This window comes from Arthrobacter phoenicis, from assembly GCF_047238215.1.
Taxonomy (GTDB): Bacteria; Actinomycetota; Actinomycetes; order Actinomycetales; family Micrococcaceae; genus Arthrobacter.
The window spans coordinates 2553295-2573389 of record NZ_JBDFMK010000001.1; the positions used below are offsets into that span (position 1 = coordinate 2553295).

The window sequence follows — 20095 nt, forward strand, 5'->3', positions numbered from 1 at the left end:
ATGGCTAAGATCAAGAAGGGTGACCTCGTTCAGGTCATCACTGGCGCCAAGGCTGAGCGCGGCGGCGACCGCGGCAAGCAGGGCAAGGTCCTGCGCGTGTTCCCCGAGACCAACCGCGTGCTGGTCGAAGGCATCAACCGCGTCACCAAGCACACCAAGGTCGGTCAGTCGCAGCGCGGCACCAAGACCGGTGGCATCGAGGTCGTTGAGGCCCCGATCCACATCTCCAACGTGGCCCTGGTTGACCCCTCCACCAAGAAGCCCACGCGCGTCGGTTTCCGCACCGAGACCGTTGAGCGCGATGGCGTGAAGCGCGAAGTGCGCGTCCGCGTGGCCAAGAGCTCAGGGAAGGACATCTAATGACTGAGACTCTCGAGACTCCGGCTAGCAAGATCGTTCCTCGTCTGAAGACCAAGTACGCCGATTCCATCAAGAGCGCGCTCGTTGAGGAATTCAAGTACGCCAACGTCAACCAGGTTCCCCGCCTGGTGAAGGTCGTTGTGAACATGGGTGTTGGAGATGCCGCCAAGGACTCCAAGCTGATCGACGGCGCCGTCCGCGACCTCACCCTGATCACCGGCCAGAAGCCGCAGGTCACCAAGGCCCGCAAGTCGATCGCACAGTTCAAGCTGCGCGAAGGCATGCCGATTGGTGCACACGCCACCCTCCGTGGCGACCGCATGTGGGAATTCCTGGACCGCCTTGTCACGCTGGCTCTGCCGCGTATCCGGGACTTCCGGGGCCTCAGCGGCAAGCAGTTTGATGGCAACGGCAACTACACCTTCGGTCTGACCGAGCAGGTTATGTTCCACGAGATCGACCAGGATTCCATCGACCGCGTCCGCGGTATGGACATCACCGTCGTGACCACTGCCAAGACCGACGACGAAGGCCGCGCGCTGCTCAAGGCGCTGGGCTTCCCGTTCAAGACCGAAGACTAATCCAGCTACATAAAAGGTCCGCACGCCAGTCACTAGACCGGCAGCGGAAACCGTTATGAGGAAGGGCAAGAGCCCACCATGACTATGACAGATCCTGTCGCAGATATGCTTACGCGTCTGCGCAACGCAAACTCGGCATACCACGATTCCGTGTCTATGCCTTACAGCAAGCTCAAGGCTCGCGTCGCCGACATCCTTAAGGCAGAAGGCTTCATCGCCGGCTGGAAGGAAGAAGACGCGGAGGTCGGCAAGAAGCTGACCCTCGAGCTCAAGTTCGGTCCGAACCGCGAGCGTTCCATCGCCGGTGTTCGCCGTATCTCCAAGCCGGGTCTCCGCGTTTACGCGAAGTCCACCAACCTGCCGCACGTGCTGGGTGGCCTGGGTATCGCAATCCTGTCCACCTCTTCCGGCCTCCTGACTGACAAGCAGGCCGGCAAGAAGGGCGTGGGCGGCGAAGTCCTCGCGTACGTCTGGTAACGGGAAAGGAAGAGAATAATGTCACGTATTGGACGTCTCCCCATCACCGTTCCTGCCGGCGTTGAGGTCAAGGTTGACGGCTCTGTCGTCTCCGTCAAGGGTTCCAAGGGAGAGCTGAGCCACACCGTGCCCAGCCCGATCGAGGTCGCCCTGGAAGATGGCACCCTGACCGTCAGCCGCCCGAACGACGAGCGCGCCTCCCGTTCGCTGCACGGCCTGACCCGCACCCTGATCGCCAACATGATCCAGGGTGTCACCGCAGGCTACGAGAAGAAGCTTGAGATTGTCGGTACCGGTTACCGCGTCCAGGCCAAGGGTTCTGACCTGGAGTTCGCTCTGGGCTACAGCCACCCGGTCAACGTCTCGGCTCCGAACGGCATCACCTTTGCAGTTGAGACCCCGACGAAGCTCTCTGTTTCAGGTATCTCCAAGCAGCAGGTCGGCGAAGTTGCTGCCAACATTCGCAAGCTGCGGAAGCCCGACCCGTACAAGGGCAAGGGTATCCGCTACGCCGGCGAGGTCATCCGCCGCAAGGTCGGAAAGGCTGGTAAGTAACCATGGCCATCGCAATTAACAAGAAGCGTACGAACAAGAGCAAGTCTGCCCAGCGCAGCCGCCGCCAGCTTCGTATCCGCAAGCGCATTTCCGGTACGGCTGTACGTCCTCGCATGGTCGTCAACCGTTCGGCCCGCCACGTATTCGTCCAGGTTGTCGATGACACCAAGGGCCTGACCGTGGCAAGCGCCTCCACCCTGGAAGCCGACCTGCGCGCGTTCGACGGCGACAAGACCGCCAAGGCCAAGCGCGTCGGCGAGCTCGTTGCCGAGCGTGCCAAGGCTGCCGGCATCGAAGCTGTCGTCTTCGACCGCGGTGGTAACAAGTACCACGGCCGGATCGCCGCCGTCGCTGACGGCGCACGTGAAGGTGGGCTGGCACTGTGACCGAAAATAACGAAAAGGACACTCAGGTGACTGAAGCTGTAGCTGCTCCGGCAACCGAGACCGCTGCGCCTGCTACCACCGACGACCGCCGTGGCGGTGCCCGTCGTGGCGAGCGTGGCGACCGCGGCCAGGGCCGTGGCGACCGTGGTGGCCGTGGTGGCCGCGACGGCGGCCGCGAAGCGGAGAAGAGCCAGTTCGTAGAGCGCGTCGTAACCATCAACCGTGTTTCCAAGGTCGTCAAGGGTGGTCGGCGCTTCAGCTTCACCGCCCTCGTCGTCGTCGGTGACGGCAACGGTATGGTCGGCGTCGGCTACGGCAAGGCCAAGGAAGTTCCCGCCGCCATCGCGAAGGGCGTTGAAGAGGCCAAGAAGTCCTTCTTCCGCGTTCCCCGCATCGGCAGCACCATCCCGCACCGCGTTCAGGGTGAGGCCGCCGCAGGCGTCGTCATGCTGCGTCCGGCGTCGGCTGGTACCGGTGTTATCGCCGGTGGTCCGGTCCGCGCGGTCCTGGAGTGCGTGGGCATCCACGACATCCTCTCCAAGTCGCTCGGTTCCTCCAACGCCATCAACATCGTTCACGCGACCGTTGACGCGCTGAAGCGCCTCGAAGAGCCGGCAGCAGTGGCAGCACGCCGCGGCCTGCCTCTCGACGAGATCGCCACGCCGGCAATGGTGAAGGCGATCATGAACCAGAAGGCAGGTGTCTGAGTCATGGCGAAGAACCTGATTCCGTCCGACGCTCAGTTGGAGATCACCCAGATCAAGTCCGCCATTGGCGGCAAGCAGAACCAGCGCGACACCCTTCGGTCCCTCGGCCTGAAGCGGATCGGACACACCGTTGTCCGCACCGCCGACGCCGTGACCGTTGGCATGCTGAACACGGTTCCGCACCTGGTAAAGGTAGAGGAGGCGAAGTAAATGGCCGAGAAGAACACCGCCGAGAAGGCACAGGGCGCTGCTGAGAAGCAGAACGCGCTGAAGGTTCACCACCTGCGTCCCGCCCCGGGTGCCAAGACCGCCAAGACCCGCGTTGGTCGTGGTGAAGGCTCCAAGGGTAAGACCGCCGGTCGTGGCACCAAGGGCACGGCAGCCCGCTACCAGGTCAAGGCTGGCTTTGCCGGCGGCCAGCTGCCGCTGCACATGCGCCTGCCGAAGCTGCGCGGCTTCAAGAACCCGTTCCGGGTTGAGTTCCAGGTTGTAAACCTGGACAAGCTCAACGAGCTGTTCCCGGAAGGTGGCACTGTCACCGTGGAGAACCTGGTCGAAAAGGGCGCCGTTCGCAAGAACCAGCCCGTCAAGGTGCTGGGCACCGGCGACATCACCGTCAAGGTTCACGTCACCGCCCACGCATTCTCGGCCAGCGCCGCAGAAAAGATTGCCGCAGCCGGCGGAAGCACCACCGCCCTCTAAGGAGGCGGCGGGGCTGATGCCCGTTGCATAAAACTCCCGGTACCCTGGGGCTCACGCCTCCGGGTGCCGGGAGTTTTTTCACGCCCGGACCCCCTGTCGATTGTTCGCAGGGAGCATCCAACCGCTAGACTCGGTTGTTGGGTTTGTTTGACCTATCTCACATGATTTTACTTATTACACAGGAGGACGCTTGCTTAGCGCATTTGGCCGGGCCTTTCGCACGCCTGATCTGCGACGCAAGTTGTTGTTCACGCTGGGAATCATCACCATCTTCCGCTTGGGTGCCTTCATCCCCTCGCCCGGTGTGAGCTACCAGAATGTCCAGCAATGCTTGCAGAACGGTCAGACCTCGGGCGGGATCTACCAGCTCGTCAACCTGTTCAGCGGCGGTGCACTGCTCCAGGTCTCCATCTTCGCCCTGGGGATCATGCCCTACATCACCTCCAGCATCATCGTGCAGCTGCTCCGCGTGGTTATCCCGCGGTTCCAGCAGCTCTACGAAGAGGGCGCCTCGGGCCAGTCCAAGCTGACCCAGTACACCCGCTACCTGACGATCGCCCTCGGCCTGCTGAACGCCACGACGCTGGTGTCGCTGGCGCGCTCCGGCCAGCTGCTGCCGAACTGCCAGCTGCCGATCATCCCGGACTCGAGCATCATCACCACCATCCTGATCGTCATCACCCTGACGGCCGGCACCGGCCTGATCATGTGGATGGGCGAGCTCGTGACCGAGAAGGGCGTGGGCAACGGCATGTCGCTGCTCATCTTCACCTCGATCGCCGCCGGCTTCCCGACGTCCCTCGGCGCCATCTGGAAGGCGCAGGGCCCCGGCACGTTCTTCCTGGTGCTGCTGATCGGCCTGCTGACCGTGGCCCTGGTGGTCTTCGTCGAGCAGTCCCAGCGCCGTATTCCGGTGCAGTACGCCAAGCGCATGATCGGCCGCCGCACCGTGGGCGGCACCAGCACCTACATCCCGATCAAGGTGAACATGGCCGGCGTCGTGCCCGTCATCTTCGCCTCGTCGATGCTGTACCTGCCGGGCCTGATCGCACAGTTCAACGCGCCCAAGCCGGGCGAGCAGATGGCCCCCTGGGTTGAGTGGATCAACAACAACCTGACCAAGGGCGACCACCCCATCTACATGGCCCTGTACTTCGCCCTGATTGTGTTCTTCACGTACTTCTATGTTGCGATCACTTTCAACCCTGAAGAAGTTTCTGACAACATGAAGAAGTACGGCGGCTTCATTCCGGGCATCCGTGCCGGCAAGCCGACCGCGGATTACCTGCAGTACGTGCTTTCCCGGATCACCTTGCCCGGCGCGATCTACCTGGGCTTCGTTGCCCTGATCCCGCTCATCGCCCTGGTCCTGATCAACGCCAACCAGAACTTCCCGTTCGGTGGCACCTCGATCCTGATCATGGTGGGCGTTGGCTTGGAGACCGTCAAGCAGATTGATGCGCAGCTACAGCAGCGTCACTACGAAGGGCTTTTGCGATGACGAGAATGTTGATTATCGGACCTCCCGGCTCCGGCAAGGGAACGCAGGCGGAACGCATTTCGGAGCGCCTCGGCGTCATTGCGATCTCCACCGGCGACATCTTCCGGGCCAACGTCAAGGGTGAGACCCCGCTCGGGCTCGAAGCGAAGAAGTACATGGACGCCGGCGACTTCGTCCCGGACAGCGTGACCAACAAGATGGTCCGCGACCGTCTCTCCGAGGGCGACGTCGAGGCAGGGTTCCTGCTGGACGGCTACCCCCGTACCACCGCACAGGTGGACTACCTCGACGGCATCCTGGCCGACAATGACCAGAAGCTCGACGTCGTCCTGCAGCTCACCGCCGACGACGAGGAGCTCGTCACCCGGCTCCTGGGCCGCGCCAAGGAAACCGGCCGCAGCGACGACAACGAAGCCGTCATCCGCCACCGGCTGGATCTGTACCACGGCCAGACCGAGGCGGTCGTCAACAAGTACGCCGAACGCGGCATCCTGACCCGCGTGGACGGCTTCGGCGGTATCGACGAGGTCACCGACCGCGTCATGCAGGCCATCAAGGCAGCACAGTCCGCCTAGGACCCGCCGCAGACCGTTGAGGCTCCTCCCGCACTGCCGGGAGGAGCCTCAGGCATTTGTCCGCCATCCCGCCAGGGGCGGCGGCACCACCGAGAGGACGCAGAGTATGGCATTCGGCCAGACGCGCATTGAATACAAGACCAACGCCCAGATGCGGACCATGCACGAGGCCGGCCTGGTGCTGAGCCGGGCGCTCGACGCCACCGTCGCCGCGGCCGTCCCCGGTGTCACCACCAAGGACCTCGACGCCGTCTTTGCCGGCGTCCTCAAGGAAGCCGGGGCCACGTCGAACTTCCTCGGCTACCACGGCTTCCCGGCCACCATCTGCACCTCGGTCAACGAGGAAGTTGTGCACGGCATCCCCGGGGACCGGGTGCTGAACGACGGCGACATCATCTCGATCGACGGCGGTGCGATCGTTGACGGCTGGCACTCGGACTCGGCCCGCACCGTGATCGTCGGCACCGCCGACCCCGAGGACCAGCGCCTCTCCGACGTCACCGAGGAAGCCATGTGGCGGGGGATCGCGGCCCTGGCGAAGGGCAAGTTCGTCGGCGACATCGGCAACGCCGTCGACGACTACGTCTCCTCGGTCCCGGGCAAGCCGCTGGGCATCCTCGAGGACTACGTGGGCCACGGCATCGGCTCGGCCATGCACATGCCCCCTGACGTACTGAACTACCGCACCAGCCACCGCGGGCCGAAGATCCGTCCCGGACTGTGCCTGGCGATCGAGCCCATGCTGGTGCGCGGCAGCATCGACACGGCCGTGCTGGAGGACGACTGGACCGTCGTCACCACCGACGGCGCCCGCTCCTGCCAGTGGGAGCACTCTGTGGCCGTGCATGAGAAGGGCATCTGGGTCCTCTCCGCACCCGACGGCGGCGCCGCGAAGCTCGCCCCGCTCGGCGTCGTGCCCGTCCCGATTCCCTAACGTCCGGTCACCCAGGGACGTTGGCGCCCTGCGTCCCCGGTGACACAGAAAAGCCCTGGCGCTGCGGGAATTCCGGCTGCGCCAGGGCTTTTGCGTATCGCCGGCCGGTGCTAGCTCTTCAGCTTCGGCTTGACGTCCTTGGTGTAGATCCCGTCGAGGGTGGTCTTTAGGTCCGTCATGGTGGCCTTGACGTCGCCCTGCTGGGTGAGGATCTTGGCAGCGGCCTTGGCCATTTCCTGGTCCGCGCCGGGCAGGAACACGCGGGCGTTGTCCTGGACGTGGGTCACGGCCAGCTGGTCCATGGCGGTCTTGATCTGGGGGGTCTTGGCGAGCACCGCGGCCATGTCCGCGGACTTGCGGATAGGCATGTAACCGGTGGCGGCGGAGAAGGCCGCCGTGCTCTCCGGCTCTGTCATGAACTTCAGGAACGTGGCGGCTGCCATCTGGACTTCCTTGCTGACACCGCTCGGGATGCCCAGGCCGGCGCCGCCGGTGGGGCAGACGCCCGTGTCCTTCTTCGGGCCGCCCGGCAGGAAGCCGACGCCCACGTTGAACTTGGCGGACTGCAGGACGCCCAGCAGGTCACCCGTGGAGGAGATCGTGGCCGAGGCGATGCCGGCGGCGAAGTCGTCGGCGGCGTTCTTGGACGAGACGCCGGCCCACTTGTCCTTGTAGACGGAGTCCTGGGCCCACTGCAGGGCTGCCACGGACTCGGCGGAGTCGCAGTTGAGGTCCCAGCCGTTGGACCAGCTGCCACCCCAGCCCCAGAGGTTGTTCTGCAGCGTCCAGCCGGCGTAGCCGGCCAGCGCCGGGTACATGTAGGAGTAGCTGGCGCCGGAGGCGGCCTTCAGCTTCGGGGCCCACTCACCGAATTCCTGCCAGGTCTTCGGTGCCCGGTCCGGCAGGCCCGCGGCCTTGAAGTGGTCCTTGTTGTAGTAGAACAGCGGGGTGGACCGTCCGTAGGGGAGGGCCCACTGCTTGTCGTTGTACTTGTAGTCATCGACCAGCGACTTCTGGAAATCGTCCATCTTGAAGTCCAGCTGCTTGATCAGGCCGTCGAGCGGGATGATGTTGCCGTTGGTGTAGTAGCGGAACCACCACACGTCGGAGAGGACCACCAGGCCGGGCAGGGCGGACTTGGCCGCCTGGGAGGTCTGGAACTTCTGGGCGATCTCCTCGTAGTTCGCGCCGGCGGTGATCAGGTTGACCTTGATGCCCGGGTACTTGGCCTGGAACTTGTCGATGATGGCCTTCTCGACGTCCTGGGACTTGCCGGGGTGGCTGGTCCAGAAGTCGAAGGAGCCGGCCGGCTTGACGCCGGTGAAGTCGATGTCGGACGCGCCGGTGGTGGCGCCTCCGCCGCTGGTGGACGGTCCGCCGCAGGCGGCCAGGGCCGCGGCGCCGGCGGTGGCGCCGGCGAGGCCAAGGAAGTTACGTCGGTCAAAGGTGGGGGCCATGATGGTTCCTCTCGGGAAAGGTTGACTCGATTGAAGCGCGGTGGAATGGGGAAATCGGGTGTGGGCGGAGGGCAGGCCGGGCGGCTACCCGGTGACGCTGCCCTGGGTGAGGCCGGCGACGATGTACCGCTGCAGCGCCGCGAAGACCAGCAGGATGGGGACGATCACTAACATGGCGCCGGCCATCAGGATGCCCCAGCCCGCGCCGTTGCCCTCGGAGTTCTGCAGCAGGGTCAGGCCCACCGGCAGGGTCATGGTCTCGGGCCGGTCGGTGATGATCAGCGGCCAGATGTAGTCGTTCCACTCGCTGACGACGGTCACGAGCGCCACGGTGGCGATCGAGGGCAGGGACACCGGGGCGACGACCTGCCAGAGGCGGCGCCAGTGGCCGGCGCCGTCGATCTCCGCGGCCTCAAGGATTGACGCCGGGAGGGTCAGGAAGTGTTGGCGCAGCAGGAACGTGCCGAACGCCGTGCCAAGGCCGGGGAGGATGATGCCCCAGAGAGTGTTCTTCCCGCCGATCCCGGCGATCAGGATGTAGTTCGGCAGGATGGACACCTGCGGCGGCACCATCAGGGCCACGAGGATCACGATGAAGATGACGTTCTTGAACGGGAACCGGACGAACACCAGGGCGTAGGCGGTGAGGATGGCCAGGATGACCTTCACCGTGGAACCGACCGTGGTGACGATCAGGCTGTTGATGAAGAACTGGCCGAACGGCACGGTGGTCATGGCCACCTTGTAGTTCTCCAGGTTGAAGCTCTGCGGCAGGATCTTCAGGTCCGTGGTCACGATCTCGCCCGGCGTCTTAAGCGAGCTGAGCAGCATCCACAGCAGCGGGACGACGACGACCAGGGTGGCCAGGATCAGCGGCACGTAGCCGCCGACGATTGTCTGGACCAGGTTGGCACGGGAGAATGGGCGGTTCCGCTGCGGCGGGAGGTCCTGGTTCGCGCCTGCCGCGGGGGCGGCCCCGGCCGCCGGATCGGGACTGACGGGGGAGAGCGTGCTCATGAGTAGTGCACCTTACGTTCGACGAACCGCACCTGCAGCACGGTGATGATGAGCAGGATCGCGAAGAGGATCACGGAGATGGACGCGGAGTAGCCGGCCCGGTTGTAGGCGCCGAAGGCCTGCAGGTAGGCCTCGTAAATCAGCGTTGAGGTGCCGTTGCCCAGCGGGGTCATGATCCGGATCAGGTCGAACGCCTGCAGGGAGCTGAGCAGCGTGGTGATCAGGAGGAAGAACGTGGTGGGGGAGAGCAGCGGAACGGCCATGCTGATGAAGCGGCGGAAGCCATTGGCGCCGTCGAGGGACGCTGCCTCCATGACGTCCTTGGGCAGCGACTGCAGCCCGGCGAGGTACACCACGGCGCAGTAGCCGAGGTTCTTCCAGATGTAGACGATGATGACCATGACCAGCGAGAGCTGCGGGTCGTTGATCCACTGCGGGCTCTGCTGGCCGATGCCGCGCAGGAGCCAGGAGAGGACGCCGTAGCCCGGGTCGAAGATGAACAGCCAGACCAGGCCGACGCCGACGCCGCTGAGGACGTAGGGGGCGAAGACGGCGGAGCGGGCGAAGGTGGTGCCGCGGACCTTGGCGTTCAGGGCCAGGGCCACCAGCAGCCCCAGGATCATCGAACCGCCGACGGTCACGACGGTGAAGACCGCCGTGGTGCCGAGCACGTTGGGTGCATCGGCGCTGGTGAAGAAGTTGATGTAGTTGTCGAGGCCGACGACGGTCGCGGAGGCGGAGCCGAGCGTCCAGTCCAGCGTCGAGTAGTAGATGTTGTTGATCAGCGGCAGGTAGGTGAACACCGCGATCAGGGCCAGGTTGGGCAACGCCAGCGCGAGAAATACGAAGAAGTCCCGGCGGGTCCTGGCGGACCAGCGTCCCCTGCGCCGGGCCGGTGCGACGGCCGCGGCGGTAGCCGCAGGCCTGTCAGTCAATTGTCTTGTCATGGTGCGTCTCTAACGGATCCAGGCCTGCCACTGGCAGGCGTTCGGGCGGGGGATCAACATACACTTCATCACACACTTGGTGGGTGGAACCCCGCACAAGGCCCCGTCAGAGCTTTGTTATGCCAGGCTTCCTTGCCCGTTTACCTACTGTTGGTTGCAGTATTCCACACCGTTCGCCTGTGGTCAGGGATGCGGGGAAAGGCGGATCGGGCTCCAATTCGGCCCGCACCGGCGCACAATGGAGCCATGACGGGGATCACGGATGTACCGGGGATCAGGGTGGGCCATGCCGGCCGCCGCAGCGGGGGCTGGCTGAGCGGGGTGACGGTGGTGCTGCCGCCGCCGGGGACCGCCGGCTCGGTCGACGTCCGCGGCGGCGGACCCGGCACCCACGAGACCGACGCCCTGGACCCCACCACCCTCACGGCCACGGTCGACGCCGTCGTCCTCACCGGCGGCAGCGCGTTCGGACTCGCCGCCGCCCACGGGGCGCAGAGGTGGTGCGAGGAGCAGGGGAGGGGCTTCGCAGTCCCCGGCGGGGTGGTTCCGATCGTGCCCGCCGCGGCGATCTTCGACCTGGGCCGGGGCGGCGACTTCGGCGCCCGCCCGGACGCGGCCATGGGCTACGACGCCACGGCTGACGCCGCCTCCCGCCCGGAGGGCCACAACGTCGAACGCGGCAGCACCGGCGCCGGCACCGGAGCCCTGATCGGCCGGGGCCAGTTCAAGGGCGGTGTCGGTACCGCATCAATCACCCTCGAGAACATCTCCAAAGACGGGCCGGTGGTGGTTGGAGCAATAGCAGTAGTCAACGCGCTGGGACTACCCTTTGGCACATCGCCGGAGCAGGCGGAACCCGGCAGCGTGCGTCTAAGCGAGGAACGAGCGAGCACGCAGAGGGTTGCGGCTGCGCCGGCGGAAGCCGGCCACGGGGCGGAGGGCGCGCAAGCGCCGCAGCTGCCGCCGCTCAACACGACCCTCGTCGTCGTCGCCACGAACGCCATCCTGGACAAGGCCGAGTGCAAAAGGACGGCCTCGGCGGCACATGCCGGACTGGCGCGGGCGCTGAACCCAAGCCACACTCTGGCCGACGGGGACACGGTCTTCTGCCTCGCCACGGGCGCCCTCGCGCTGGACCGCGACACCGACGCGGCGCGGCAGCTGAGCCTGATCACGCTGCAGAGCGCGGCAGCCGACGCCGTGCGGCTGGCCATCCTGGACGGGGTCGACGCCGCAGGCGACGAGACCACCCCGACGGGCCGGTTTCGTGCATACCGCCGCTGAGTGCGCTAGCATGACTGGATTTAACATTCGGCCTCCGATGCCGTAATGTTGACTGTTGGTTGTCTGCCCTGCTGTGCCCTTTTGGGGAGCGGTAGCCGGGAGGCAAGCAAGAAATCACAAACGTTCGCGGCCGCATCCGGTGCAAACCGGGGTGCCGCGGCAACAACAGTTAGCGGAGGGTATGGCCAAGAAGGACGGGGTCATTGAGATCGAGGGCGTTGTGACCGAGGCGCTGCCCAACGCGATGTTTCGCGTTGAGCTCACCAACAAGCACATCGTTCTGGCACACATCTCTGGAAAGATGCGACAGCACTACATTCGGATCCTCCCCGAGGACCGCGTAGTGGTGGAACTGAGCCCTTACGACCTGACACGTGGTCGTATCGTCTACCGCTACAAATAACCACTGGACGGCCGTGGCATCAGCCAGGGTCCGGGCCAGCTGACCACTGCAACACGCAAAGGAACGCCATGAAGGTCAAGCCGAGCGTCAAGCAGATCTGCGAAAAGTGCAAAGTGATCCGCCGTAATGGCCGGGTCATGGTGATCTGCGAGAACCCGCGCCACAAGCAGCGCCAGGGCTAATTCTCCCCTTCGGAGAACCCCGGGTTGCTAACCCACGCAAGTAAATAAAAGGCAGCACAAGCTGATCTGGGACATTGAGCATCAACGAGTCCGGACAGCTAACCCCCGGTCGGAGGCTGGGGCCGCACACACCGTGCGGGTGTACTGCCTACGACCTCCGGTTTATTCAAGGAGTACCGCCACTATGGCTCGTCTCGCTGGCGTAGACATTCCCCGCGAAAAGCGGCTGGAAATTGCGCTTACTTACATCTACGGCGTGGGCAAGACCCGTGCACACGAAACCCTGGCTGCCACCGGCATCAGCGCCGACGTTCGGGTCAAGGACCTGACCGACGCCGAACTGGTTCAGCTGCGTGACTACATCGAAGGCAACTACAAGGTTGAGGGTGACCTTCGCCGCGAGGTAGCCGCCGACATCCGCCGCAAGGTCGAGATCGGCAGCTACGAAGGCCTGCGTCACCGCAAGGGCCTGCCCGTACGCGGTCAGCGTACGAAGACCAACGCTCGTACCCGCAAGGGCCCGAAGCGCACCGTCGCCGGCAAGAAGAAGGCCGGACGCTAAAACCCAAGTGCCCCCTGAGATCGCTTCGCGATTGCAGGGAACCAGGCATTTGTGGGCCGACAGCGTTCGCTTCCCCCAAATAACTTTCTGTAGGAGAAATAATGCCCCCGAAGACTCGTGGCGCGGTTCGCAAGCCGCGTAAGAAGGACAAGAAGAATATCGCGCTGGGCCAGGCGCACATCAAGAGCACGTTCAACAACACCATCGTGTCCATCACGGACCCGTCCGGTGCTGTCATCTCCTGGGCCTCGTCCGGTGAGGTTGGATTCAAGGGCTCGCGTAAGTCCACTCCGTTCGCCGCTCAGATGGCCGCCGAGGCCGCTGCTAAGCGCGCCCAGGAGCACGGCATGCGCAAGGTTGACGTTTTCGTCAAGGGACCGGGCTCGGGACGCGAGACCGCCATCCGTTCGCTGCAGGCCGCTGGCCTCGAGGTTGGCTCCATCCAGGACGTCACCCCCAGCGCCCACAACGGCTGCCGCCCGCCGAAGCGCCGCCGCGTCTAATGCTCTGCCGTGCTTGCCCGGACCGTCGCCGGTCCGGGCAAGCGCCGCGGCGTTAAGCCATTAGACCGATCTTTCCACCACCTGTGTTGCGTCATATAGCGGATGCTCGCCGAAAGGAAACCTAAGTGCTCATTGCACAGCGCCCCACCCTCTCCGAAGAGGTCGTCTCCGAAAACCGTTCCCGCTTCATCATTGAACCGCTGGAACCGGGCTTCGGCTACACCCTCGGTAACTCCCTCCGCCGTACCCTGCTCTCCTCCATCCCCGGTGCCTCTGTCACGAGCATCCGGATCGATGGCGTGCTGCACGAGTTCACCACGGTTCCGGGTGTCAAGGAAGATGTCACCGAGATCATCCTGAACATCAAGAACCTGTCGGTTTCCTCCGAGCACGACGAGCCGGTTGTCGCTTACCTGCGCAAGCAGGGCCCGGGAGTCGTCACCGCCGCGGACATCGCTCCGCCGGCCGGCGTCGAATTCCACAACCCGGATCTGCACATCGCCACGCTGAACTCGAAGGGCAAGTTTGAACTCGAACTGACCATCGAGCGCGGCCGCGGCTACGTGTCGGCAGCTCAGAACAAGTCCGGCGACTCCGAGATCGGCCGCATCCCGGTCGACTCGATCTACTCGCCGGTGCTGAAGGTGACCTTCCGCGTGGAAGCTACCCGTGTCGAGCAGCGCACCGACTTCGACAAGCTGATTGTCGACGTCGAGACCAAGCCGGCCATCGCCCCGCGCGATGCCGTTGCTTCGGCCGGTACCACCCTGGTGGAACTGTTCGGTCTGGCCCGCGAGCTGAACACCGCAGCTGAAGGTATCGAGATCGGCCCGTCGCCGACGGACGCTGCCCTGGCAGCGGACATGGCACTGCCGATCGAGGATCTGGACCTCACCGTCCGTTCCTACAACTGCCTCAAGCGTGAGGGCATCCACACCGTGGGTGAACTCGTTGCCCGCTCCGAGGCTGACCTGATGGACATCCGTAACTTCGGTGCGAAGTCCATCGACGAGGTCAAGGCAAAGCTTGTTGAGCTGGGTCTGTCCCTCAAGGACTCCCCTCCCGGTTTCGACCTTGCAGCCCGCGCCGCAGCCATCGAAGAGGACGACGCCGCGTTCAGCGACGACGAGCTCTAAAACAGATCTTGGCCGGCGGATCGGACGCACCGCAGCGTGCACGGTCCGCAGGCTTCCATATGAGGAGAAATAGTTATGCCTACCCCCACTAAGGGTCCGCGCCTCGGAGGCGGCCCGGCTCACGAGCGCCTCATGCTCGCGAACCTCTCTGCCGCACTGTTCGAGCACAAGCGCATCACCACCACGGTGACCAAGGCCAAGCGCCTGAAGCCGTATGCCGAGCGTCTGGTCACCTTCGCCAAGCGCGGCGACCTGGCTTCCCGCCGTCGCGTGCTGGGCCTGATCAGCAACAAGGGCGTCGTCCACGAGCTGTTCACCGACATCGCCCAGGCGATGGAGAACCGCGACGGCGGCTACACCCGCATCACCAAGATCGGCAACCGCAAGGGCGACAACGCCCCCATGGCTGTCATCGAGCTGGTCCTGGAGCCGGTTTCCGCCAAGCAGGCCGTGGTTGCCGAGGCCACCACCGCCGCCCAGCGGGACGCTGAAAAGAAGGACTCCGACAAGAAGGACGAGGCTGCTCCGGTTGCCGAAACCGAAGCCGCTGAAACCGAAGAGGCCCCCGAGGCCGAGGCAGCAGCAACCGAAGAGGCTCCGGCCGCCGAGGAAGCTCCCGCCGAGACCGAGAAGGAAGCGAAGTAATTCGCTGACCGCCTTCTTATAGACTTAGGTCTATGAACGAGCACGAACCCGCTGTCCCCCTTACCGGGGACGGCGGGTTTTTGCGTATCCGGCTGGACCTCTCCTACGACGGGGCGCCGTTCAGCGGCTGGGCGCTCCAGCCCGGTAGGCGAACCGTCCAGGGGGTCCTGGAGGAGGCCCTGGCCCTGTTGCTGCGCCGCCCAGTCCGGGTCACCGTGGCCGGACGGACCGACGCCGGTGTGCACGCGCGCGGCCAGGTGGTGCACTTCGACATGGCCGCCGCCGAATGGGCCGGCCTTCCCCGCGGCGCCGGACTGGATCCGGCCGCCGCGTTACTGCGCCGGCTCCGCGGCGCCCTCCGCCGGGGCATGGGGGACCTCGCCGGGGCTGTCGAGGTACACCGCGCGGCGCTGGCGCCGGAGGGCTTTGATGCCCGGTTCAGCGCGCTCTGGCGCCGCTACAGTTACCGCATCGCCGACGGCACACCCCGCTGGGACCCGGTCACCCGGTACGCCACGCTCTGGCACAAGACGGCCCTGGACACAGACCTGTTGAACGAGGGTGCCGCGCCGCTGCTGGGGCTGCAGGACTTCCGTTCCTACTGCAAGCCGCGGGAGGGCGCCACCACCATCCGTGAGCTGCAGCGCTTTGACTTCACCCGCGGGGCCGACGGCGTCATTGTCGCCACCATCCAGGCGGACGCCTTCTGCCACAACCAGGTCCGGGCCCTCATCGGTTCGGCGCTGTTCGTCGGCGCCGGCGAGCAGCCTCCGGGGTGGCTCTACGAACGGCTGCTGGCCCGGCAGCGGGACGCCCGCTCCGTTTTGGCCCCGCCGCATCCGCTGATCCTGGAAGAGGTGGCGTACCCCTCGGCGGAAGGGCTGATGGCCCGGGCGGAGCTGACCCGCGCCCGGCGCGAGTAGCAACCCTTCGCCGGCCACCCCTGATCTTCGGTTGGCGGGGCGCGGCTAGAAGGAGCGCGGCGGCCCGTCGGCGGGCAACTCGACGGTAAAGGTGCTGCCGTGACCCGGGCGGGTGCGGCAGGTGATGGACCCGCCGTGTCCCTCCACGATCGCCTTGGTGATGGACAATCCCAGCCCCGCCCCGGGGATGGCGCCGTCGCGCACCGCCGGGCTGCGGAAGAAGCGGGTGAACACCCTGTCGGCGTCGGCGGCGGTCATCCCGATCCCGGTATCCCGCACCTGGAGGACCACGCGGCCTTCCGCGGCGCAGCCGGAGACCGTCACGGACCCGCCGTCGGGCGAGTACTTGATGGCGTTGGAGACCAGGTTGTCGAGGGCCTGGCTGATGCGCAGCGGATCGACGTTCGCCCACATCGGCTCCCGGGCCTCCATCGACAGGGACACCCGGGCCGCTTGCGCGTGGGCCTGGGCGGAGCCGATGCTGGCCTCCACCAGCCCGGCGAGGTCGGTGCGGCGGGGCTGCAGCTGGACGGCCGCGCTGGCGGTAACCAGCAGGTCGGAGACCAGGGCCAGCAGCCGCTCGGCGTTGCGCTGGGCCACCTCAATGCGGCGCAGCACGGACGGCGGCAGCTCCTCGCCGAGGACAAGGTCCAGGTTGCCGATGATGGAGGTCAGGGGCGTCCGGAATTCGTGCGACACGGTGGCGACGACGTCGTCCTTGGCGGCCAGGGCGTTCACTAGACCCGTGACCTCGTTGTAGACCACGACGGCGCCGCCAAAGCCGCCGTCGTCGTCGCGCAGCGGCCGGGCGCCGGTGGAGACCACCCGGCCGCCGGGGGCGCCGCCGAAGCAGACCAGGTGGTCGGCAAAGGATTCCCCCGCCATGGCACGCCGGATGGGCCGCCGTTCGGGCTGGAGCGGGGTCCGTTGGTCCGGCCCGGTCAGCAGCAGGTGGTCCTCCCAGCCGCGGTGCACGGCGGTGCTGGCCCCGTGCGGCGCGGCGCCCGCCTCGAGGCGGCTCTGCCAGCTGTTGGTGAGCAGCCGTCGCCCCTCGGCGTCGACGGCGACGATCCCCACGTCCACGGTGTCCAGGATGGTGTTCAGCAGCCGCTCCCGCTCGCGGCTCTCGGCCAGCAGTGCCTGCAGCTGCGCCTCCTTCGAGTCCACGCGGCGCTGCTGGCGGGCCAGCTGTCCCTTGACGAATTCCATGGCCACCGCCACGGCCAGGGTGGTCAGTGACAGCAGGGCGACGGTGGCGATCCGGCCGGGGCTGTCGTCGGGGCCGGCATCGAAGAACCATGGGAGTCCGGCCAGGAGCGGGCCGAAGAAGCTCAGGGCGGCGGTGACGGCGGGGGAGAGCCGGGAGGAGGCGAGCCAGACCACCGGCAGGACGGACAGCACCCCGAGGCCCGGCAACTCCTCGGCCGCGGCGACCCGGCTCAGGCCGATGGCGGCGAGATCGAGCACCGGAATCCACAGCGTTGCCAGGGGCGGGAGGCGCTCCCACGGGACCACCAGGCAGGCAAGGAAGAGGGCGGCGTGGGCGGCGACGGCGGCCTGGCCCCAGCCGCTGTAGAGGTGCAGGTCCCAAGCCGAGGGGGCCGCGGCGAGGCCAGCGGTCAGCAGCAGGGTGAGGGGAAGCTGGGAGGTCAGGACGCGAAGCCGGGTGTGCAGGGTGGTCGGGCGGCGGGGCACCCGCACGTCATGAACCAGCCGCCACTCACCCAAAGACCAACGCTCCTCTCACGAAGCTTGAGTTTACAGTCGTGTCAAAATAAATTGACATAAAACATACGAAGATTGCTGAACAAAAATGTGCCGGAGCCCGGGATTCGGTCCCCGGCTGGGTATGGTGGCAGGACGTGCTGCGGGTCTTTGGCGCGGCGGTGCCCCGCCTGGCGGTGGTGCCCCGGGCCGGTGGCGGCGGTGGAAGCGGAACTGCAGCGGATGTGAGGGTGGCATGACAGACCTGGGCGTGGCCGTGGTCGTGGAAGACGACGCCGATGTGCGGAACCTCGTCGAGGCTGTGCTGCGGCAGGCGGGCTTCGAGGTGCATTCCGCATCCGAGGGCCGCGAAGGCGTGGACGTCGTCCGCCGCGAGGATGCCCAGGTGGTCACCCTGGATGTGGGACTGCCGGACATTGACGGCTTTGAGGTCCTGCGTCGGATCCGCCAGTTCAGCGACGCATATGTCGTCATGCTCACGGCCCGCACCGACGAACTCGACACACTGACCGCCCTCCACACAGGTGCGGACGATTTCCTCACCAAGCCCTTCCGGCCGCGCGAACTCCGCGCCCGCGTGGCGGCCATGATGCGCCGCCCACGCCGGGACACCGGCGGCGCCGTGGCCGCGCCTCCACCGGCGCCGGACAACGTGCTGCGCCACAACGGGCTGTCGCTGAATCCGGAGATGCGCTCCGTGACGGTCGACGGCGAGCCGCTGTCGCTGACCCGCAGCGAATTCGACCTGCTCCATGCGCTCCTCAAGGGCGCTGGCGCGGTCCGGTCCAAGACGGACCTGGTCCGCGTGGTCCGGGGGGAGTACTACCGGGCCGACGCGTACATCAGCGACTCCGATGAGCGCGCCGTAGAGGTTCACATCGGCAACCTGCGCCGGAAACTGGGCGAGGATGCCGTGCAGCCCCGCTGGCTGCAGACGGTCCGCGGTGTGGGCTACCGGCTCGCGCCTGCGCAGCCCTAGCTGTAGTTCACACGGAGGTTGTGAACAGCGTGGCTTGATGTAAAGAGCGAGAGCCTCCGGTATCGATTTGGGTTACCACACTCATCTCGACGCCAGGAGGCTCTCGTGTCCTACGTTACCCATGCCAACGCAGACCTGACACCCAGGGCCAGGGGAAAGCTCGCACGGCTGGTCATCGAGCAGGACTGGACTCTGCGCCGCGCCGCAGAACGGTTCCAGTGCTCGCCGGCCACGGCCAAGAAATGGGTGGACCGGTACCGGGCCTGCGGCGAGGACGGCATGGCTGACATGTCATCGCGACCTCACCGGAGCCCGAACCGCACCAACACCCGCACTGAGCGGCGGATCCTGGCGCTGCGCTTCACCCGCCGCTGGGGACCCCACCGGATCGCGGCCCACCTACACCTTGCCCGCTCGACGGTAGGCAAGGTCCTGGCCCGGTACCAGATGCCCCGACTGGCCTGCCTTGACCAAAGCACCGGCCTGCCCGTGCGCAAGCCTGCGCCACGACGCTACGAACACGACCATCCCGGGGACCTGATCCACGTGGACATCAAGAAACTTGGGCGCATCCCACAAGGCGGCGGGCACCGCACCCTGGGCCGGGCGCTGGGCCGCAGGAACCGCCGCGCAGGGACCGGCTACGCCTACCTGCACCACGCCGTGGATGACCACTCGCGGCTCGCATACTCAGAAATCCTCACCGACGAAAAGAAGGAAACCGCCGCAGCGTTCTGGCTCCGCGCGACCGCGTTCTTCGCAGCCCACGGAATTGCCGTCAAAGCCGTGCTCACCGATAACGGGGCCTGCTACCGTTCCAGAGCCTTCGCCGCCGCACTGGGCCCGCACATCAAGCAACGCCGGACCCGCCCCTACCGGCCCCAAACCAACGGCAAGGTAGAACGCTTCAACCGGACCCTCGCCACGGAATGGGCATACGCCCGGCCCTACACATCAGAAACCGAACGGGCAGCCACCTACCCAGACTGGCTCCACCACTACAATCACCACAGACCCCATACCGGCATCGGAGGCAAAACCCCCATCAGCCGCGTTCACAACCTCCGTGGGAACTACACCTAGCACTCCATCAGGATGTAGCTGAACTGCAATTCCTGGACGGTTTCCCGGCCCCGGGTGGCGACCTCGCCGAGCCTGGCCTCGGCCTCCGCCAGCAGGCCCTCCCGGACCAGGACTTCCAGCTCCGTGGCCAGGGCTGCCAGGCGCAGGCCGCCGACCATCGAGGACGAGGTCTTCACGCTCAGCACGGCGTCGAGGGCCGCCGTCGCGTCCCGGCGCTCCAGGGAAACAGCAAGGGAGTCGTAGCGCTGCTCCCACATCAGGGCGTAATCGCGGGCAAAGCCCCGCGCGACCGTCGCACTGTTGAGCTGTTCGCCCAGGTCCTGGAGGGCGCCCGGGTCCATCAGGGGTGCCGCCGCGGGCCCCGGCCGCGCGCCGTCGTCGGGAGTGACGGCTGTGGTCGCGGCCCCCGACGCCGGGTTTTCGGGGCTGGCAGCTGAAAGAGACATGGCACTACGGTACCCGCTTGGCCCG

At 66.1% G+C, this 20095-nt stretch carries 26 protein-coding genes; 21 read left to right on the top strand and 5 right to left on the bottom strand.

The window, feature by feature from the left end:
• From rplX to map, 11 genes are all read left to right on the top strand, one after another.
• Window positions 1–360, top strand: coding sequence for a 50S ribosomal protein L24 (rplX, locus tag ABC337_RS12055; protein WP_290255926.1), 360 nt, complete (start codon window positions 1–3; stop codon window positions 358–360).
• A complete protein-coding gene (gene rplE, locus ABC337_RS12060) occupies window positions 360–941 on the top strand; it encodes a 50S ribosomal protein L5 (RefSeq protein WP_412883759.1) in 582 nt (193 codons plus the stop codon). Before rplX ends, rplE begins: the two co-directional genes overlap by 1 nt.
• Window positions 942–1019: 78 nt before the next feature.
• Window positions 1020–1418 (top strand): 30S ribosomal protein S8, encoded by a 399-nt coding sequence (gene rpsH, locus ABC337_RS12065; RefSeq protein ID WP_018769139.1) that lies wholly within the window; start codon window positions 1020–1022, stop codon window positions 1416–1418.
• An 18-nt stretch (window positions 1419–1436) separates the two neighbouring features.
• A complete protein-coding gene (gene rplF, locus ABC337_RS12070; protein ID WP_290255924.1) occupies window positions 1437–1973 on the top strand; it encodes a 50S ribosomal protein L6 in 537 nt (178 codons plus the stop codon).
• Between the two features lie 2 nt (window positions 1974–1975).
• Entirely contained in the window at window positions 1976–2359 is a 384-nt protein-coding gene (gene rplR, locus ABC337_RS12075; RefSeq protein WP_290255923.1) for a 50S ribosomal protein L18, read from the top strand.
• 26 nt (window positions 2360–2385) lie between these two features.
• Entirely contained in the window at window positions 2386–3066 is a 681-nt protein-coding gene (gene rpsE, locus ABC337_RS12080; protein WP_290255922.1) for a 30S ribosomal protein S5, read from the top strand.
• Between the two features lie 3 nt (window positions 3067–3069).
• Window positions 3070–3276, top strand: coding sequence for a 50S ribosomal protein L30 (rpmD, locus tag ABC337_RS12085; protein WP_056626615.1), 207 nt, complete (start codon window positions 3070–3072; stop codon window positions 3274–3276).
• Window positions 3277–3768, top strand: a complete 492-nt coding sequence (rplO, locus tag ABC337_RS12090) for a 50S ribosomal protein L15 (protein ID WP_412883758.1) — start codon at window positions 3277–3279, stop codon at window positions 3766–3768.
• Between the two features lie 190 nt (window positions 3769–3958).
• Entirely contained in the window at window positions 3959–5269 is a 1311-nt protein-coding gene (gene secY, locus ABC337_RS12095) for a preprotein translocase subunit SecY (RefSeq protein WP_290255920.1), read from the top strand.
• A 5-nt stretch (window positions 5270–5274) separates the two neighbouring features.
• Window positions 5275–5844 carry an adenylate kinase gene (locus ABC337_RS12100; RefSeq protein WP_412883757.1) on the top strand — a complete coding sequence of 190 codons (570 nt, stop codon included), beginning with the start codon at window positions 5275–5277 and terminating at the stop codon, window positions 5842–5844.
• A 106-nt stretch (window positions 5845–5950) separates the two neighbouring features.
• Window positions 5951–6778, top strand: coding sequence for a type I methionyl aminopeptidase (gene map / locus ABC337_RS12105; RefSeq protein WP_412883756.1), 828 nt, complete (start codon window positions 5951–5953; stop codon window positions 6776–6778).
• 110 nt (window positions 6779–6888) lie between these two features.
• On the opposite strand, the gene ABC337_RS12110 is transcribed toward map, so the two are convergent.
• The 3 genes from ABC337_RS12110 to ABC337_RS12120 form a co-directional block, all read right to left on the bottom strand.
• On the bottom strand, window positions 6889–8235 hold the full coding sequence (locus ABC337_RS12110; RefSeq protein WP_412883755.1) for an ABC transporter substrate-binding protein: 1347 nt from the start codon (window positions 8233–8235) through the stop codon (window positions 6889–6891).
• An 84-nt stretch (window positions 8236–8319) separates the two neighbouring features.
• Window positions 8320–9252: a carbohydrate ABC transporter permease gene (locus tag ABC337_RS12115; protein WP_412883754.1), complete on the bottom strand. Its 933-nt coding sequence runs from the start codon at window positions 9250–9252 to the stop codon at window positions 8320–8322.
• Entirely contained in the window at window positions 9249–10199 is a 951-nt protein-coding gene (locus ABC337_RS12120; RefSeq protein ID WP_412883753.1) for a carbohydrate ABC transporter permease, read from the bottom strand. The genes ABC337_RS12115 and ABC337_RS12120 overlap by 4 nt, the downstream gene beginning before the upstream one ends.
• 246 nt (window positions 10200–10445) lie before the next feature.
• Between ABC337_RS12120 and ABC337_RS12125 the strand changes: the two genes are divergently transcribed.
• The 8 genes from ABC337_RS12125 (at window position 10446) to ABC337_RS12160 (ending at window position 15837) form a co-directional block, all read left to right on the top strand.
• Window positions 10446–11483 (top strand): P1 family peptidase, encoded by a 1038-nt coding sequence (locus ABC337_RS12125; RefSeq protein WP_412883752.1) that lies wholly within the window; start codon window positions 10446–10448, stop codon window positions 11481–11483.
• 181 nt (window positions 11484–11664) lie between these two features.
• Window positions 11665–11886 carry a translation initiation factor IF-1 gene (gene infA / locus ABC337_RS12130; RefSeq protein ID WP_009358723.1) on the top strand — a complete coding sequence of 74 codons (222 nt, stop codon included), beginning with the start codon at window positions 11665–11667 and terminating at the stop codon, window positions 11884–11886.
• A 68-nt stretch (window positions 11887–11954) separates the two neighbouring features.
• Window positions 11955–12068, top strand: coding sequence for a 50S ribosomal protein L36 (gene rpmJ, locus ABC337_RS12135; protein WP_009358722.1), 114 nt, complete (start codon window positions 11955–11957; stop codon window positions 12066–12068).
• 184 nt (window positions 12069–12252) lie between these two features.
• Window positions 12253–12630: a 30S ribosomal protein S13 gene (rpsM, locus tag ABC337_RS12140; protein ID WP_011775569.1), complete on the top strand. Its 378-nt coding sequence runs from the start codon at window positions 12253–12255 to the stop codon at window positions 12628–12630.
• A 101-nt stretch (window positions 12631–12731) separates the two neighbouring features.
• Window positions 12732–13133 (top strand): 30S ribosomal protein S11, encoded by a 402-nt coding sequence (gene rpsK, locus ABC337_RS12145; protein ID WP_066436904.1) that lies wholly within the window; start codon window positions 12732–12734, stop codon window positions 13131–13133.
• Between the two features lie 125 nt (window positions 13134–13258).
• Entirely contained in the window at window positions 13259–14269 is a 1011-nt protein-coding gene (locus ABC337_RS12150; RefSeq protein WP_290255912.1) for a DNA-directed RNA polymerase subunit alpha, read from the top strand.
• Window positions 14270–14344: 75 nt separating this feature from the next.
• Complete coding sequence (gene rplQ, locus ABC337_RS12155) at window positions 14345–14914, top strand: 50S ribosomal protein L17 (RefSeq protein ID WP_412883751.1); 570 nt, start codon at window positions 14345–14347, stop codon at window positions 14912–14914.
• 32 nt (window positions 14915–14946) lie between these two features.
• Complete coding sequence (locus ABC337_RS12160; RefSeq protein ID WP_412883750.1) at window positions 14947–15837, top strand: tRNA pseudouridine synthase A; 891 nt, start codon at window positions 14947–14949, stop codon at window positions 15835–15837.
• A gap of 45 nt (window positions 15838–15882) precedes the next feature.
• On the opposite strand, the gene ABC337_RS12165 is transcribed toward ABC337_RS12160, so the two are convergent.
• On the bottom strand, window positions 15883–17532 hold the full coding sequence (locus ABC337_RS12165; RefSeq protein WP_412883749.1) for a sensor histidine kinase: 1650 nt from the start codon (window positions 17530–17532) through the stop codon (window positions 15883–15885).
• A 265-nt stretch (window positions 17533–17797) separates the two neighbouring features.
• Between ABC337_RS12165 and ABC337_RS12170 the strand changes: the two genes are divergently transcribed.
• Window positions 17798–18541 carry a response regulator transcription factor gene (locus ABC337_RS12170; protein WP_412883748.1) on the top strand — a complete coding sequence of 248 codons (744 nt, stop codon included), beginning with the start codon at window positions 17798–17800 and terminating at the stop codon, window positions 18539–18541.
• Between the two features lie 105 nt (window positions 18542–18646).
• Window positions 18647–19624 (top strand): IS481 family transposase, encoded by a 978-nt coding sequence (locus ABC337_RS12175; RefSeq protein WP_412883383.1) that lies wholly within the window; start codon window positions 18647–18649, stop codon window positions 19622–19624.
• Here ABC337_RS12175 and ABC337_RS12180 read toward each other — a convergent pair.
• Complete coding sequence (locus ABC337_RS12180; RefSeq protein ID WP_412883747.1) at window positions 19621–20070, bottom strand: Hpt domain-containing protein; 450 nt, start codon at window positions 20068–20070, stop codon at window positions 19621–19623. The two genes, ABC337_RS12175 and ABC337_RS12180, sit on opposite strands and share 4 nt — an antisense overlap.
• Window positions 20071–20095 lie beyond the last annotated feature (25 nt).

Coding starts and splice junctions, on each gene's coding strand:
- rplX (WP_290255926.1), top strand. CDS start 1: ATGGCTAAGATCAAGAAGGGTGACCTCGTTCAGGTCATCACTGGCGCC.
- ABC337_RS12125 (WP_412883752.1), top strand. CDS start 10,446: ATGACGGGGATCACGGATGTACCGGGGATCAGGGTGGGCCATGCCGGC.
- rplF (WP_290255924.1), top strand. CDS start 1,437: ATGTCACGTATTGGACGTCTCCCCATCACCGTTCCTGCCGGCGTTGAG.
- rpmJ (WP_009358722.1), top strand. CDS start 11,955: ATGAAGGTCAAGCCGAGCGTCAAGCAGATCTGCGAAAAGTGCAAAGTG.
- rpsK (WP_066436904.1), top strand. CDS start 12,732: ATGCCCCCGAAGACTCGTGGCGCGGTTCGCAAGCCGCGTAAGAAGGAC.
- ABC337_RS12120 (WP_412883753.1), bottom strand. CDS start 10,199: ATGACAAGACAATTGACTGACAGGCCTGCGGCTACCGCCGCGGCCGTC.
- rplQ (WP_412883751.1), top strand. CDS start 14,345: ATGCCTACCCCCACTAAGGGTCCGCGCCTCGGAGGCGGCCCGGCTCAC.
- infA (WP_009358723.1), top strand. CDS start 11,665: ATGGCCAAGAAGGACGGGGTCATTGAGATCGAGGGCGTTGTGACCGAG.
- rplO (WP_412883758.1), top strand. CDS start 3,277: ATGGCCGAGAAGAACACCGCCGAGAAGGCACAGGGCGCTGCTGAGAAG.
- rpsH (WP_018769139.1), top strand. CDS start 1,020: ATGACTATGACAGATCCTGTCGCAGATATGCTTACGCGTCTGCGCAAC.
- rplR (WP_290255923.1), top strand. CDS start 1,976: ATGGCCATCGCAATTAACAAGAAGCGTACGAACAAGAGCAAGTCTGCC.
- ABC337_RS12170 (WP_412883748.1), top strand. CDS start 17,798: ATGACAGACCTGGGCGTGGCCGTGGTCGTGGAAGACGACGCCGATGTG.
- ABC337_RS12100 (WP_412883757.1), top strand. CDS start 5,275: ATGTTGATTATCGGACCTCCCGGCTCCGGCAAGGGAACGCAGGCGGAA.
- rpmD (WP_056626615.1), top strand. CDS start 3,070: ATGGCGAAGAACCTGATTCCGTCCGACGCTCAGTTGGAGATCACCCAG.
- ABC337_RS12160 (WP_412883750.1), top strand. CDS start 14,947: ATGAACGAGCACGAACCCGCTGTCCCCCTTACCGGGGACGGCGGGTTT.
- ABC337_RS12110 (WP_412883755.1), bottom strand. CDS start 8,235: ATGGCCCCCACCTTTGACCGACGTAACTTCCTTGGCCTCGCCGGCGCC.
- ABC337_RS12115 (WP_412883754.1), bottom strand. CDS start 9,252: ATGAGCACGCTCTCCCCCGTCAGTCCCGATCCGGCGGCCGGGGCCGCC.
- rpsM (WP_011775569.1), top strand. CDS start 12,253: ATGGCTCGTCTCGCTGGCGTAGACATTCCCCGCGAAAAGCGGCTGGAA.
- ABC337_RS12180 (WP_412883747.1), bottom strand. CDS start 20,070: ATGTCTCTTTCAGCTGCCAGCCCCGAAAACCCGGCGTCGGGGGCCGCG.
- map (WP_412883756.1), top strand. CDS start 5,951: ATGGCATTCGGCCAGACGCGCATTGAATACAAGACCAACGCCCAGATG.
- rplE (WP_412883759.1), top strand. CDS start 360: ATGACTGAGACTCTCGAGACTCCGGCTAGCAAGATCGTTCCTCGTCTG.